The organism is Pseudomonas sp. MDT1-17, from assembly GCF_054898105.1.
Genome location: NZ_JBUBVM010000001.1, coordinates 1,474,084 through 1,489,052, shown reverse-complemented (window position 1 = coordinate 1,489,052; position 14,969 = coordinate 1,474,084). Strand labels below are relative to the sequence as shown.

At 58.7% G+C, this 14,969-nt stretch carries 15 protein-coding genes; 5 read left to right on the top strand and 10 right to left on the bottom strand.

The window, feature by feature from the left end:
- Positions 1-16: 16 nt before the first annotated feature.
- From ilvC to ACYZTX_RS06610, 3 genes are read right to left on the bottom strand one after another with little or no spacing between them, the layout of a single operon-like run.
- A complete protein-coding gene (gene ilvC / locus ACYZTX_RS06620) occupies positions 17-1,033 on the bottom strand; it encodes a ketol-acid reductoisomerase (protein WP_007948647.1) in 1,017 nt (338 codons plus the stop codon).
- 48 nt (positions 1,034-1,081) lie between these two features.
- Positions 1,082-1,573 carry an acetolactate synthase small subunit gene (gene ilvN / locus ACYZTX_RS06615; protein WP_003176102.1) on the bottom strand — a complete coding sequence of 164 codons (492 nt, stop codon included), beginning with the start codon at positions 1,571-1,573 and terminating at the stop codon, positions 1,082-1,084.
- Positions 1,574-1,575: 2 nt separating this feature from the next.
- On the bottom strand, positions 1,576-3,300 hold the full coding sequence (locus tag ACYZTX_RS06610; protein ID WP_462033415.1) for an acetolactate synthase 3 large subunit: 1,725 nt from the start codon (positions 3,298-3,300) through the stop codon (positions 1,576-1,578).
- Between the two features lie 400 nt (positions 3,301-3,700).
- Between ACYZTX_RS06610 and ACYZTX_RS06605 the strand changes: the two genes are divergently transcribed.
- The gene (locus tag ACYZTX_RS06605; RefSeq protein ID WP_462033414.1) at positions 3,701-4,117 is read left to right on the top strand and encodes a DUF4124 domain-containing protein; all 417 of its coding nucleotides are present in this window, start codon (positions 3,701-3,703) and stop codon (positions 4,115-4,117) included.
- A gap of 105 nt (positions 4,118-4,222) precedes the next feature.
- Here the strand turns inward: ACYZTX_RS06605 and ACYZTX_RS06600 are convergent, their stop codons facing one another.
- Genes ACYZTX_RS06600 through mrcB form a run of 3 tightly spaced genes read right to left on the bottom strand, consistent with a single transcriptional unit; the run spans position 4,223 to position 7,633 of the window.
- Positions 4,223-4,558: a YqcC family protein gene (locus tag ACYZTX_RS06600; RefSeq protein ID WP_149418325.1), complete on the bottom strand. Its 336-nt coding sequence runs from the start codon at positions 4,556-4,558 to the stop codon at positions 4,223-4,225.
- Positions 4,558-5,292, bottom strand: a complete 735-nt coding sequence (locus ACYZTX_RS06595) for a tetratricopeptide repeat protein (protein ID WP_462033413.1) — start codon at positions 5,290-5,292, stop codon at positions 4,558-4,560. Before ACYZTX_RS06595 ends, ACYZTX_RS06600 begins: the two co-directional genes overlap by 1 nt.
- A 16-nt stretch (positions 5,293-5,308) precedes the next feature.
- Positions 5,309-7,633 carry a penicillin-binding protein 1B gene (mrcB, locus tag ACYZTX_RS06590; protein WP_462033412.1) on the bottom strand — a complete coding sequence of 775 codons (2,325 nt, stop codon included), beginning with the start codon at positions 7,631-7,633 and terminating at the stop codon, positions 5,309-5,311.
- A 118-nt stretch (positions 7,634-7,751) separates the two neighbouring features.
- Between mrcB and ACYZTX_RS06585 the strand changes: the two genes are divergently transcribed.
- From ACYZTX_RS06585 to ACYZTX_RS06570, 4 genes are all read left to right on the top strand, one after another.
- A complete protein-coding gene (locus tag ACYZTX_RS06585; RefSeq protein WP_462033411.1) occupies positions 7,752-9,308 on the top strand; it encodes a bifunctional aminoglycoside phosphotransferase/ATP-binding protein in 1,557 nt (518 codons plus the stop codon).
- 91 nt (positions 9,309-9,399) lie between these two features.
- Positions 9,400-9,744 carry a pentapeptide repeat-containing protein gene (locus tag ACYZTX_RS06580; RefSeq protein WP_462033410.1) on the top strand — a complete coding sequence of 115 codons (345 nt, stop codon included), beginning with the start codon at positions 9,400-9,402 and terminating at the stop codon, positions 9,742-9,744.
- Positions 9,745-9,987: 243 nt separating this feature from the next.
- Positions 9,988-10,260: a TfoX/Sxy family protein gene (locus ACYZTX_RS06575; RefSeq protein ID WP_003228231.1), complete on the top strand. Its 273-nt coding sequence runs from the start codon at positions 9,988-9,990 to the stop codon at positions 10,258-10,260.
- Between the two features lie 15 nt (positions 10,261-10,275).
- Positions 10,276-11,076: a Crp/Fnr family transcriptional regulator gene (locus ACYZTX_RS06570; protein WP_462033409.1), complete on the top strand. Its 801-nt coding sequence runs from the start codon at positions 10,276-10,278 to the stop codon at positions 11,074-11,076.
- Positions 11,077-11,308: 232 nt separating this feature from the next.
- Here ACYZTX_RS06570 and ACYZTX_RS06565 read toward each other — a convergent pair whose 3' ends face one another.
- Genes ACYZTX_RS06565 through ACYZTX_RS06550 form a run of 4 tightly spaced genes read right to left on the bottom strand, consistent with a single transcriptional unit; the run spans position 11,309 to position 14,855 of the window.
- The gene (locus tag ACYZTX_RS06565) at positions 11,309-12,160 is read right to left on the bottom strand and encodes a ChaN family lipoprotein (RefSeq protein WP_462033408.1); all 852 of its coding nucleotides are present in this window, start codon (positions 12,158-12,160) and stop codon (positions 11,309-11,311) included.
- A 21-nt stretch (positions 12,161-12,181) separates the two neighbouring features.
- Positions 12,182-12,949 carry a heme ABC transporter ATP-binding protein gene (locus tag ACYZTX_RS06560; protein ID WP_462033407.1) on the bottom strand — a complete coding sequence of 256 codons (768 nt, stop codon included), beginning with the start codon at positions 12,947-12,949 and terminating at the stop codon, positions 12,182-12,184.
- Positions 12,949-13,932, bottom strand: a complete 984-nt coding sequence (locus tag ACYZTX_RS06555; protein ID WP_282381871.1) for a FecCD family ABC transporter permease — start codon at positions 13,930-13,932, stop codon at positions 12,949-12,951. The genes ACYZTX_RS06560 and ACYZTX_RS06555 overlap by 1 nt, the downstream gene beginning before the upstream one ends.
- A 50-nt stretch (positions 13,933-13,982) precedes the next feature.
- Complete coding sequence (locus ACYZTX_RS06550) at positions 13,983-14,855, bottom strand: heme/hemin ABC transporter substrate-binding protein (protein WP_462033406.1); 873 nt, start codon at positions 14,853-14,855, stop codon at positions 13,983-13,985.
- Positions 14,856-14,969: the final 114 nt, after the last annotated feature.

The window sequence follows — 14,969 nt, the reverse complement described above, 5'->3', positions numbered from 1 at the left end:
CGTACAAGTGCGCGACTTAGTTTTTAGCTTTGTCGACGATCTTGTTGGCACCGATCCACGGCATCATGGAGCGCAGTTGCTCACCGATGATTTCGATACCGTGAGCGGCGTTGTTACGACGCTTGGCGGTCATCGAAGGATAGCCGGTAGCGCCTTCGCTGATGAACATCTTGGCGTATTCGCCGTCCTGAATACGTTTCAGGGCGTTGCGCATGGCCTGACGGGATTCGGCGTTGATCACTTCCGGACCGGTCACGTACTCGCCGTATTCAGCGTTGTTGGAGATCGAGTAGTTCATGTTGGCGATACCGCCTTCGTACATGAGGTCAACGATCAGCTTCAGTTCGTGCAGGCACTCGAAGTAGGCCATTTCTGGCGCGTAGCCAGCTTCAACCAGGGTTTCGAAACCGGCTTTGACCAGTTCCACGGTACCGCCGCACAGAACGGCTTGTTCGCCGAACAGGTCGGTTTCGGTCTCGTCCTTGAAGGTGGTTTCGATGATGCCGGTACGACCGCCACCAACGCCAGCGGCGTAGGACAGTGCAACGTTCTTGGCGTTGCCCGAGGCGTCCTGATAGATAGCGATCAGATCAGGAATACCGCCGCCCTTCACGAATTCGGAACGCACGGTGTGGCCCGGAGCTTTCGGCGCGATCATGATCACGTCGAGGTCAGCGCGCGGCACAACCTGGTTGTAGTGGATCGCGAAGCCGTGGGAGAAGGCCAGGGTGGCGCCTTTCTTGATGTTCGGCTCGATTTCGTTCTTGTACAGAGCGGACTGGAACTCGTCCGGGGTCAGGATCATGACCAGGTCGGCAGCCGCAACAGCGGAAGCAACGTCGGTCACTTTCAGGCCGTGAGCTTCGGCTTTGGCAACAGTCGCCGAGCCTTTACGCAGGCCAACGGTAACGTCAACGCCGGAGTCTTTCAGGTTGCACGCTTGAGCGTGACCCTGGGAACCGTAACCGATGATGGCAACTTTCTTGCCCTGGATGATCGACAGGTCGCAGTCTTTTTCGTAATAAACTTTCATGAATTTCCCCTATATATCCAGGCCGTTCAGGCCATTCGCTAATTTGGTTTAGATGCTGAGTACTTTGTCGCCGCGGGCGATACCGGTTACGCCGCTGCGGACGGTTTCCAGAATCGAGGCGGTGCCAATGGACTGAATGAAGCTGTCGAGCTTGTCGCTGGTACCGGTCAATTGAACGGTATACACGCTAGCGCTGACATCGACGATCTGCCCACGATAAATATCGGTCGTACGCTTGATCTCGGCGCGCTGGGCGCCAGTGGCCTTGACCTTGACCAGCATCAGTTCGCGCTCGATGTGAGCACTCTCCGACAGGTCGACCAATTTGACCACTTCGATCAGCTTGTTCAGGTTCTTGGTGATCTGCTCGATGACTTCATCGTGGCCGACAGTGGTCAGCGTCAGACGCGACAGGGTCGGGTCCTCGGTCGGTGCCACGGTCAGGCTTTCGATGTTGTAGTTGCGCTGCGAGAACAGGCCGACTACACGAGACAGAGCGCCCGGTTCGTTTTCCAGAAGCAAGGAAATAATGTGCCGCATGATTAAGTACGCTCCGTCTTGCTCAGCCACATATCGCGCATGGAGCCGTCTTTGATCTGCATCGGGTAGACGTGCTCGCTGGTATCAACCGAAACATCGATGATCACCAGACGATCTTTCATGGCGAACGCTTCCTCCATCTTCGACTTCAAATCTTTCGAGTCGGTGATGCGCATGCCGACGTGACCATAGGCCTCCGCCAACTTGACGAAGTCAGGCAGCGACTCCATGTAGGAATGCGAGTGACGGCTGCCATAGCTCATGTCTTGCCACTGGCGAACCATACCCAGAACACCGTTGTTCAGGATCACGATTTTCACCGGCAAGCCATATTGCAGACAGGTGGACAGTTCCTGAATGTTCATCTGGATGCTGCCCTCGCCCGTTACGCAGGCGACGTCGGCCTCCGGGAAGCTCAACTTGATGCCCATGGCCGCCGGAAAACCGAAGCCCATGGTGCCCAAGCCGCCGGAGTTGATCCAGCGGTTCGGCTTGTTGAACGTGTAGTACTGCGCCGCGAACATTTGGTGCTGGCCCACGTCGGAGGCCACAAAAGCATCGCCCTTGGTCACTTCGCACAGGGTTTCGATCACGGTCTGCGGCTTGATGACGCTACCGTCGCCCTTGTCGTAAGGGAACAGGCCGCGGTCACCGCGCCACTCATCAACCTGCTTCCACCAACTGGCAACGGACTCCTTGTTCGGGGTCTCGCCAATTTCCTTGAGGATCGCGACCATTTCGGTCAGGACACTTTCCACCGGGCCAACAATAGGAACGTCGGCCTTGATGGTCTTGGAGATCGAAGCCGGGTCGATGTCGATGTGAATGATCTTGGCATTCGGGCAGAACTTGGCCGGGCCGTTGATCACGCGGTCATCGAAACGCGCACCGACTGCCAGGATCACGTCGGCATGGTGCATCGCCAGGTTAGCGGTGTAGCTGCCGTGCATGCCGAGCATACCGATGAACTGACGGTCAGTGCCAGGGTAGGCACCCAGGCCCATCAGGGTATTGGTCACTGGCAGGTTAAGCATCTTCGCCAATTCGGTCAGCGGCGCGGAGCCACCACCGAGGATCACTCCGCCGCCTGCGTACATCACAGGACGCTTGGCCGCCAGGAGCATTTCTGCCGCCTTGCGGATTTGCCCGGAGTGACCGCGAACGGCCGGGCTGTAGGAACGCAGCTTGGCTTTTTTCGGGAAGATGTATTCGAACTTCTCGGCCGGGTTGGTCATGTCTTTCGGGATATCGACCACGACCGGCCCCGGACGACCGGATTGCGCCAGGTAGAACGCTTTCTTCATGACTTCCGGGATTTCCGACGCGTGTTTGATCATGAAGCTGTGCTTCACGATCGGCCGGGAGATACCGATCATGTCGGTTTCCTGGAACGCATCGGTGCCAACCATAGTGCTAGGCACCTGGCCGGAAATGATCACCATCGGAATGGAGTCCATATAGGCCGTGGCAATACCGGTGATGGCATTGGTTGCGCCCGGGCCGGAAGTGACCAGTACCACACCGGCTTTACCGGTGGCACGGGCATAACCGTCAGCCATATGGGTCGCAGCCTGTTCGTGACGAACCAGGATGTGGGTCACTTCCGGTTCTTTGAACAGGGCATCGTAGACATGAAGAAGAGCACCACCCGGGTACCCGTAGATATATTTGACGCCTTCGTCACGCAAAAAGCGGACGAGCATCTCACCGCCAGATAAAAGCTCCACGTTGTTCACCTCTAAAACGCCAGAATACCGCCCACATAACAGAGGACGGGTCTTAATAGGTTTACTTCTCAGCAGAGCATGAGCGACGGTGGTCGCCGACTACGTCAGCACTGACTGAGCAAGTATTGGGATCGTCCCAAGTGTTGCGGGCCTTTCCCACCCAGCGCGAGGTAACGCGTTGCGGGTGTAACAGGTCGGCGCGGATATGCGCCTCATGATCTGCTGAGCGGGCCTGCTTCTGGCAGTCCCTCTACAGCGGACTTTGGATTCTTCTGTTTCGTCCTCTCCAAGTCAAGTCGTCTATGTGCTTTATTGAACTAAGCACATGAGAAAGCAAGAAAAAACCGCTAAACAGCACCTGTGTTAGCTTCAATTGCGCAACCCATGACAAGGAAAAGGCATGCGAACGATGTTCTTGATGGTTACTCTGCTGATCAGCCCTTTATGCATGGCAGGCCAGATCTACAAATGGGTCGACGCCCAGGGCGTTACCCACTTCGACGCCCAGCCGCCCCAAGGCCAGGAAGCCACTACCGTGGTCACGCCCTCGCCCCCTGCCGGTAAACAGGCCCCACCGCCACGCAGCGGTGCCATTGGCGATCAACAGGCCATCGACAAAGAAGTGAAAAAGCAGGTCGCCGAGCAGCAAGTCCAGCTGAAGGTGTACTGCGAACAGGCGCGAACGAACCTGGCTCAACTGCAGAACAATCCGCGAATACGGGAGGAGGTCGACGGTGAGACGCGCCGCCTGACCGACCAGCAACGTCAGGAGCGCATCACCGAAGCACAAAAACAGATTGCGGGTAACTGCCAGTAGACATCTGTAGGAGCTGTCGAGTGAAACGAGGCTGCGATCTTTTTAAAAGCAAAGTCAAAAGATCGCAGCCTCGTTTCACTCGACAGCTCCTACAACGGATCGGCGTTAGCGGGAGGCAGTAATCAGTAGATCAAACTCTTTGAGCAGCACCTGCAGTTGCCGATCCTTGCCCTGGACATTACGGGCGGCGAAGACCATTTCGGCCATCTCCTGAATTCCCGAAGCGTTTGGCAAGGGCAGATCCTGCTCGAGGATTGCCTTCATCCGCGGAAGAAAGATCCATTGCAGCCACTGCTCGAAATCCAGCGTGTCGACCGAGAATGGCTCGACGCTGGAAAGCGCTTCAGCGGATGGCGAGACTTCGTCCCACCAACCCTGAATCCGCAGCTCACGCTCGATCAACAACAACTGCTCGGCAATTTTCGGAAAACGTGCATCCATCACAGCGAAACCTTGGCCTTCTGACGGGCCAATGCTGCGCCAGCGGAATCACCCTGTTTCACACGCGACTGAGCGATCAATTCCCACAGGCTGGCCTGAAGCGCCGGACGACCATTGGCGAAGGTCAGGCCACGACGAGCAAACTGCTCGGCTTGTGGCGCATCGCCTTGAGCCATGCGCACCTGCGCCAGACGATAAAGCACTTGTGGCTCACGCGGCGCGACACGCTGGGCGCGCTCAAGGCTGGAGGACGCACCGTTGAGATCACCGCTCGCCTGTTGCTGCTGAGCGGTGGTCAGCAAGGCCAGAACCGGACCGTCCAATTGCTCGTCGGCAGACAAGCCACCGGAGTTCGCCGAAGGAATCCCGCTCGGCGTCGACGGCATGCTGTAGCTGCCCTGATTGACCGGTGCCGACTGGACCGGCGCGGTATCGATCGGCCCCGGAGTAATCGGGCCTGGCGTGATCGGCGCTGTGCTGATCGGAGCCGACGTCACTGCGCCGCCACCTGGCACCATCACGACGACGCCGGTATCACCTTGCGGTATTGCTTGAGTCTGGGCTTGGGCAGGACGTTTTGTCGTCGTCTGACGGAAACCGCCATTCGCCGATACTCGCTCACTGTTGGAGACAGCGCTGCCGGAATCCACAACTGGAATCGAACCGCGTTGTACGGAGGAACAACCGCTGAGCAATGCCACGGCGGTAACCGCTGGAATCAACCACTTGTTCACTTGAAACCCTCTTTGCTTAATTCATCCAGCCTTTGACCCAATCCATCACCGTTTCACCGGAAACAGGGCTTTCGCCACCGCAAGCGGCACCGGGAGGCGGTTCGCTGCCGCGAATATACGGCATCTGCACGGCACCTGGGCAGTTGGCATCAGAGCCTTGTCCAGTGCGCGAATCAACCCATGCCTGAACGATGTTATCTGGTTGCGGCATATCCAGCGGCAACGGATCGGCCTTGCGCATGAAACTGGTCCAGACTTGTAATGCACCGGTGGCACCGGTGAACGGCGTCTTACCGTTGTCGTCGCGACCCAGCCAGACCACGGCCAGCAAGTCCTGACTGAAACCGGCGAACCAGCTGTCCCGCGAATCGTTACTGGTACCGGTCTTGCCGGCCAGCGTCAGGGTTTTGGGCAACACGTTGTACACCGAACTGCCAGTGCCTTCACGCATGACCCGCTGCATGGCGCTCTGGATCAGATAAATAGAAGCCGGATCGAAACGCTGCTGAATCTGGAACGGATAACGCTTGAGCGGCTCCCCTTCGGCGGTCAGTACGCTACGAATCCCGCGCATCGGCGTATTGAAACCACCGTTGGCGAGGGTCTGGTACATGGTTGCCACTTCGATCGGGGTCATACCACCCGCGCCCAGCAACATCGACGGGAAGGCCGGGAATTCGCGAGTCACACCCAGTCGCCCCAGCGTCTTCAGAACATTCGGCACGCCCACCGCCAACCCGAGACGCGCGGTCGACAGGTTGTAAGAATGCGCCAGGCCCTGGTACAGAAATACGGTGCCATGGGAGCGGCGATCGTAGTTCTGCGGTTTCCAGACTTGACCGTCCGCGCCTTTGACCGAGAAGTAGTCGTCCGACAGCCAACTGGTCAAGGTGTACTGGCTCGGTTTCTCAAGGGCTGTCAGATAAACCGCCGGCTTGATCAAGGAGCCGATCGGTCGTACAGCATCCAGTGCACGGTTGAAACCGGCAAAACTTGCCTGACGACTGCCAATCATGGCCTGGACTTCGCCGGTTTCCGGGTTGGTCACGACCATGGCCGCTTCGACGTCATCGGAGCCTTTGCGCCCTGAAAGTCGCTTGAAGGTGTCGTTGACCGACGCTTCCGCTTTCATTTGCAGGATCGGGTCAAAGCTGGTGAAGATCCTCAGACCTTCTTCGGTCAAGTCTTCGTCGCGATAGTCTTCGCGCAGCTGACGTTTAACCAGGTCTAGGAAACCAGGGAACGAGCTGTCGGCCAGCTTGCCGCGAGTCGTCACACCCAGTGGCATTTTCTTCGCAGCAGCGACCTGGTCGGCGGTGGCAACGCCTTGTTCCTCAAGTACATCGAGCACGAGATTGCGCCGTTCAAGCGCTCGTTCAGGGTTGCGACGAGGGTTGTAATAGGACGGCCCCTTGACCATGCCCACCAGCATCGCAACTTGATGCAGCTTCAGTTCAGACAACGGCTGACCGAAGAAAAACTGGCTTGCCAAGCCGAAACCGTGCACCGCGCGCTGGCCATCCTGACCGACGAACACTTCATTGAGGTAAGCCTCAAGAATTTCTCGTTTGTCGTAATGCAGCTCAAGCAACATCGCCATCATGGCTTCGGTGAGTTTACGGGTCAGGCTGCGTTCGCTGGTCAGGTAGAAGTTTTTGACCAACTGTTGTGTCAGCGTACTGCCGCCCTGGGTCATCTTGCCGCCAGAGGTGTTGACCCAGATGGCTCGGGCAATCGACTTGGGCGACACACCCCAGTGGCTATAGAAATCCCGGTCTTCCACGGCAACCAGCGTTTCCAGCAGATACGGCGGGACCTGATCAATCTTGATCAAAATGCGATCTTCGAGATTTTTCGGGTAAATCCCGCCGATCAGTAGCGGTTCCAACCGCACCACAGAGAGCTTCGAACCGTTGGTCGCCGAAAGCTCGGCCACGTAGTCGCCGGAGAACCGCACCCGTACTGGTTGCGCTTGCTCCAGGCCTTCATAGAACTGGAAGCCACGGGTATTCAAGTCGACGGTGTTGCCACTGACCGCCGCCGCGCCGGGCCCATTGCTCACGCTTTCACGTCGGTAGCCCAAGGCGTCGAGCTCGGTGAGGAAGTCATCCTTGCTCAGCTTCTGGCCGGTAAACAGCTCAAGCGGGCGCGCATACACCTTCGCCGGGATGGTCCAGCGCTTGCCGGAGAACTTTTCCTGGACGATAGCGTCGAGGTAAACCGCGAACCCGGCAAGCACCACAAGGCCGACCAGACTGAGTTTAAGGGCCCAGCCCAGCCAGGGGCGCAGGCCCTTGGAAGGTGGTTTTTTTGGGGTACGGGGGGATCGAGTACGAGTCATGGCGGCGGATTATACGCACTTTATTGATACTCAACAGGAGACCTCCGAGGTTTGCGTCAGGCGGACTTACGGCCATAATGGCGGCCGTGAATTTTCCCCAGACTTTGAAGGATCGCCTGTGAGCCAGTCCCTGATCGCTGCCCTGCAAAACCCGGCCCTCTACCCGCATCCCGTAGACGGGTTCCAGGTCATCGAAACCCACATCTCCTGGGTGATCCTCACCGGTCCCTTTGCTTATAAAGTGAAGAAACCGGTGAATTTCGGCTTCCTGGATTTCACCGGCCTCGACGCTCGCAAGCATTTTTGCGGGGAAGAGCTGCGCCTTAACCAGCGCCTGACCAACGATTTGTATCTCGAAGTGTTGCCAATCACCGGCAGCGCCGAAGCACCACAACTGGGCGGCGAGGGTCCGGTCGTCGATTACGCACTGAAAATGCGTCAATTCCCACAGAGCCAACTGCTCAGTACTCTGCAAGCCAACGGCGAATTGACCACCGCACACATCGACGAGATGGCCACGCAGATCGCCCAATTCCACCTCAGCGCACCGAAAGTGCCTGCCGAACACGAAGCCGGCACGCCGGACAGCGTGATGGCGCCGGTACGCCAGAACTTCGAACAGATCCGTCCGTTCCTAAGTGACAAGGCTGATTTGCTGCAACTCGACGCCCTGCAAGCCTGGGCCGAAAGCAGCTTCGAACGCCTCAAGCCACTGTTCGCCCAGCGCAAGACCGAAGGTTTCATCCGCGAATGCCACGGTGACATCCACCTGGGCAACGCCACCGTGATCGACGGCAAGGTCGTGATCTTCGACTGCATCGAGTTCAACGAACCGTTCCGCTTCACCGACGTTTACGCCGACACCGGTTTCCTGGCGATGGACCTGGAAGACCGTGGCCTGAAGAGTCTGGCGCGTCGCTTCATCAGCCAGTACCTGGAATTGACCGGCGATTACCAGGGCCTTGAGTTGCTGAACTTCTATAAAGCCTACCGCGCACTGGTTCGCGCCAAGGTCAGCCTGTTCAGTATGCCGGCAGAGGCCGACCCGGTGCAGCGAGCCACCACCCTGCGCCAGTACCGCAATTACGCCAACCTGGCAGAAAGCTACAGCACCATTCCTTCGCGCTTCATGGCCATCACCCACGGTGTTTCTGCCGTCGGTAAAAGCCACGTAGCCATGCGTCTGGTGGAAGCGTTGGGCGCCATTCGCCTGCGTTCCGATGTAGAGCGCAAACGTCTGTTCGGCGAGCAAACCGTACCCAACGACCCTCAGGCCGGCATCTATAGTGCCAACGCCAGCGCCACCACTTACACCCACCTGCATGAAATTGCCGCGGTGATCCTGCATGCCGGGTTCCCGGTGGTGATCGATGCGACTTACCTCAAGCGCGACCAGCGTGACGGCGCAGCGACAATCGCCGAATCCACCGGCGCGCCATTCCTGATCCTCGATTGCAATGCGCCGCAAGCGGTGATCGAGAGCTGGCTGGCCCTGCGCCAGGCAGACAACAAGGACCCGTCCGACGCCAACCTGACTGTTATCGAAGCCCAACAAGCCACTCGTGAGGCCCTGACACCAGCAGAGATTCTCTGCAGCAAACGCGTTCAGACCAATGAAAGCGGAACCCTCGACAGTGTCGTTGCACAGATTCGCCAGCGCCTTCCGGGCCTGTAAGAAACTATTTCAGCCGTGAAGCCTTCGCCGGCTTCACGGCTGCCAAATAGTGGCACTATACTGGCGCCATAAAACCAACAGGTGATGTGACATGAGCCAGCCGAAACTACTCGACACCCCGCTTTTTGCTTTGCTGCACAAAGACGACATCACAGGTTTCAACAACGAGCGTCCTAAAGACGGACCTATCGACATGGTCGGTGGCGATTTCCGGGGTTTGGACCTGCGTGAGCTGAACGCCGACGGTGTCGACTTTACCGATGCCTATTTCCGCTCCGCCGACTTGCGTGGCATCGACTTTCGCACCGCCTCCCTGGAAGGCGCGAGCCTTGCTCATGCACAGATCTCCGGCGCCTACTTCCCGCCAGAGCTGAGTGCTGACGAGATCCTGATGTCGATGAATTTCGGTACACGCCTGCGTTATCGCACCCGCTAAAGCGACTTTAACTGTCACGTTCGGCGCCCCCGCTTTGCGCTGAACGCTGGGCATATTTTGCCTGGCGACCTGCCTCCACCGCCCTCTCTTCCTACCACGTTCGCGGACTTTCCCGTCGCTTGGGGACTTCGCCTCTTAGAAGCTTTTGCGTCGAAACCGACCAAACAATCACGCTTTTCCTACTGATGGCTACACTCCTCAGAAGCTCGCCCACGCACCGTTCGGCCGTCGCAAGGAGGCTTGATGAATGATGAACTGCAGCACCTGAAGAATCTTGGCAAGACGTCGGCGCAGTGGCTGCATGCCGTGGGCATCCACAGCGCTTCGGACTTGCGTCGCCTGGGGGCAGTGGATGCTTATCGGGCCGTGCGCACGCGCGGGTTTCGGGCGTCCAAGGTGTTGTTGTATGCAATCGAAGGTGCCCTGATGGATGTGCACTGGAACGACATTCCCGCCGAGCGCAAGGACGCCTTGAACAAACAGCTGGAAGCTATCTCGTCACGTCACAAGAACTGAACGGGCACAGCAACCATGTACCTACTTGGGGAACAACCGGCATACGCCGACGCGTTGATTAACCGACTGCAACATATTCCCGTCCGCCTGCTGGAAGGTTTGATGCCGTGCGGACCAACCCTGGAGTTTTCAGCCGTCGATGATCTGGCGGCCCTATTACCCGGCAATCAACTGTTTGTGCTGGACAATGGCCTGCTGCATGGATGCATCGACGAGCGGGCACTGTTTTACTTACATGAAGGAGATCTGATCGGCTTGCGCCGGGGCTCGGAACTGCCACGCTGCCGCTTTCGCAGCGACAGCCCACTGGCGTTGACGCCTTACCTGCGATCCGAGGTTTTTCAGCATATCTACGCTGACCCGGAGCGTTCAGAGCTGTTCCTTCAATACATGGCCGGTCAATCCGCCCTGCTGTCCGACGCCGTCGCCCGCCTGAAACAACCCGAGTTTCGAAGCACCAATGGCTTTCAGCGCGTGGCCAGTGGCGAAGTGTTGATCCGTCAGGGCGATGAGCCGGATCACGTATTCGTCATCATTGATGGCCACGCCGAAGCCTTTGTCGACGGGCATAAAGTCGGCGATATACCCAAGGACGAGATTTTCGGCGCCATGGCGGTGTTCACCGGCGAGAAGCGTAACGCCAGCGTGATCACACGCGAACCCAGCACCGTCATGCTGATCCCAAAGGACCAGTTTCTCAGCCTGACCCAAAGCAATCCGAAGATCGCCCATAGCCTGATTGAGAGCATGGCCCGACATATCGACCTGCTGAACAAGCAGATCAATCTAATGAGCTCGCTCAACCGCACAGGCTGAAACGCAATTATTACAGGCGTTTCCAGCGCACGGGCAGCGCATTTCAAATAATTAAAAATCAGCGGTTGACTTGGTAATGAGAATCGCTATGATTATCACAACTGGTCGCGAGACTGGTCGATATTTGAAAAGCCCTTGGTTCGGACTCTCAGATATCTCCTCATCAGGCTAATCACGGTTATTTGACCCGGCTCTTGCCGGGTCTTTTTTTGCCTGGAGAAAAGTAGTTCGATCACTTGCCAAATTGCTTACGCATTTGCGCGCAGTAATCCTGGGGCGGTGTAGCAGGCGTGTACCAGACGTAGTCGGCCATGGCCGGGGTGACCTCGCTGCCCTGCTCCGCCAGCATCAACACTGCAGGCGGCTGGGGCTCGCCCAGATCAAGCACATGGATCGGCACGCCGACATCCTTGCGCGCATGGTAAGCGCCGGCGAACAACAGTGAAGGTGCAGGCGCAGCCAGCAGGCGCTCGGCCATCCGTCGGTCACGTTGCTGTTGGACCGCCAGCATCGCCGGCATCTGCGATTCAGGCAGTAGGCCACAGTGGGAGTCGCTGATTTGCTTTAGCAACTCGTCCTTGACTGAAGCAGCGTTGGAGCCCGATCCGCTCAATGTCGGGGGATTGGCGTAAACGTTACGGACTTCAAGCGTGTCCAGATTGGCTGCCAGCAGCGGATATGGCTGGGCCAGCGCGAAACGAACGACCGGCCCGTACACATCCCAGTCCCAACCAGGCTGCCAGGCCAATGCACCGGGCAAATCCGCCGGTGGCGGCGAGGCGCGGCGAACGTCGTCGACGCGCGGTTGTTGATCCGGCGTGAGCATTTCCAGCATCAGACTGCCTTGAGCTCGCCGCTCACCCAGCGACTGCAATAGCCATAATTGCAGTTGATGGTGATCGCGATTGTCATGCTGTTCGCCCACGATCAGCCGCGAAGGTTTCTCCAACCGCGCAACCAACTCCTGAGCCGTGAGAGCCTGACCACTGCGCAAGTCCCGAATCTCGCCGACAACCGGCGGCGGCGTCGAAACATGCTGACAGGCACTCAGCATCAGCAAAGCCAGCATCAAAAACCCACGCATGTATTCACCCCCATAAAAAGCTCAGCGGGCGATGATCAGCGGATGCCCACGCTCCGGGTGCTGCTGCACCAGTACTTCCAGCCCGAACACTGCCTTGAGTGGTTCCGGGCGCAACACCTGCTCCGGGGTGTCGAGCGCCACCGGGCGCCCGCCTTCGAGCAGTAACAGGCGATCACAATAGCGCGCCGCCAGGTTCAGATCATGCAGGATCACCAGCACCGCCGCGCCGCGATTGGCGAACTCGCGTACGGCTTGCAAAGTGGTGTGCTGATGAAGCGGGTCGAGCATCGATGTTGGCTCATCGAGCAACAACGTTTGCCCTGCTTCGCCCGGCCAAAGCTGCGCTAGAACACGAGCCAGGTGCACCCGCTGACGTTCGCCACCGGACAAGGCCAGATAGCTTCGGCCACTCAAGTGCCCGGCATCGGCAGCGTGCAACGCGGCGGCGACAATCTCGTCATCGCGGACCCGGCCGCTTTGATGGGGCAAGCGGCCCATGCCGACCACTTCTTCGACGCGAAAGGCGAAATCCAGGGTCGACACCTGCGGCAATACCGCCAAACGCTGCGCTCGCGCCGTCCCGGTCCAATCGCTCAACGCGCGCTCGTCGAGCCAGACGCTGCCGTGATCAGCCTTCAACTCTCCGCACAAGGCGCCGAGCAAAGTGCTTTTACCGGCACCGTTAGGCCCCAGCACACCGAGGACTTCGCCCGGTTTGAGCTCTAGCGTGATGTCCGTCAGCACAATCTTTCGACCCCGACGGATTTGCAGGTTTAGCGTTCTCAACATCAGGCACGCCCCCTGAGCAGCAAATACAGAAAGAACGGCGCACCGATAAAAGCCGTGACGATTCCGATCGGCAATTCGGCCGGTGCCAGGGCCAGTCGCGCCACCAGATCGGCAAACAACAACAGACTGGCACCCGCCAAGACTGACGCCGGCAACAGTACCCGATGATCGGGACCGGCCAATAGTCGCACCAGATGCGGTACCACCAGACCGACAAACCCGATCATCCCCGCGGCGGCCACCGCTGCACCGACACCCAGCGCCGTGCAGAACACCAATTCACGCTTGAGCCTTTCGACGTCGATGCCCAAGTGACCAGCCTCCGACTCACCCAGCAACAACGCATTCAAGGCCTTGGCCCGACGCGGCAGCCACAGTGCCACGCCGGCACTGATCAGCAGCAACGGCCAGAGCCGCGAATAGCTGGCGCCATTGAGGCTGCCCAGGTTCCAGAACGTCAGGGTGCGCAACGTCGCGTCATCCGCCAGATAGGTGAACAGCCCCACTGCGGAGCCGGCCAGCGCAGTCAACGCAATACCGGCCAGCAACATGGTCGCGACATTGGTCTGCCCGTTGCGTCGGCCCAGTCGATACACCAGCGCCGTCACGCCGAGCCCACCGAGAAACGCGCACAGCGATAACAGATAAGGCCCGAAGGCTTCAGGCAGACCGCCGAACACAGAACCACCGACAATCGCGATCGCCGCGCCCAATGCCGCACCGCTTGAGACGCCGACCAGCCCCGGATCGGCCAGGGGATTACGAAACAACCCCTGCATCGCCACGCCGGACAGTGCCAACACACCTCCCACGGCCAAACCCAACAAGGTCCGCGGCAAGCGAATCTGCCCGAGAATCAGCTCGGCTTGCTCCAGTCCGTCGGGCGCGATCGGTACACCCACCAGCCTCAGCGCTGCACGCAAGGTGTCGAGCAACGGCAAGCTTACCGGCCCAAGCGCCAACGACAGCCAGATGGCCAACACACACAGGAGGATCAGACCCATGAATAAAGCACGGGGTTTAACCAGAATGGTCATTGGCCGGCAGTACCGGGGTAAAAAGCGTCCGACAGTTTTTTCAGCGCATCAGGTAGCCGCGGCCCCAAGCCCCCGACCAACAACGTCGGATCAAGCTCCATGACTCGCCCGTGCTTGGCTGCGCGGGTCGAGGACAGGATCGGGTTCTCCTTGAACAACGCCGCACGTGCCGCATTGCCGGTCAATGCACGATCGGCAAACACCAGCACCTCGGGATCCAGACTGACCAGGGATTCGACAGAAAAGGGTTTGTAGCCGGTATGCGTGGCCCGATTATGCCCACCGGCCTGTTGCAGCAACCAATCGGCGGCGGTGTCCTTGCCGGCGATGAGCGGTTTGCCGCCCGCGTGGCCAACCAATAACAGCACGCCCGGCGATTTTTCTTTTAACTGTGCCCGAGTGACCCGGACCTGTTGCTGATCAAGTTGCTGTTGATACGCCTGAAACAATTGCGAGGCCTGACCTTCAGCGCCGAGCAGCTTGCCCAGGTGCTGCAAATTGCCCTGCAAGGTCGGCAGATCCGGCTGGGCCGAGAACAACTCGACCTGCACGCCCGCGCTGCGAACCTGCGAAAGCACCGGTGGCGGCCCCATTTCCTCGGTGCCGACCAGAATCTGCGGGCGCAAGCTCAAGATGCCCTCCGCCGACAACTGCCGCTGATACCCGATACTCGGCAATGCCTTGAGCGATTCCGGGTGCTGACTGGTGGTGTCGACGCCGACCAGTTTCGATTCACCGCCCAGCGCGCTGACCCATTCCGATAAAGCGCCACCGGCACTGACCCAACGTTGTGGCAACTCGGCCGCTGCGGCGTAGTGGCTGACGAGAAGTCCGACACAGAGCGCAGCAACGCGGGTACTCAGGCGCATAAACAGCTTCCTTTAAGGGTTTTCCCGGGCATCGAGATGACAGGCCAAGTATCCTCGGCCTCTGGCACCTGAACCCGACAGGCAAGGCGGCCATTTGATAATTGTTTGCATTTG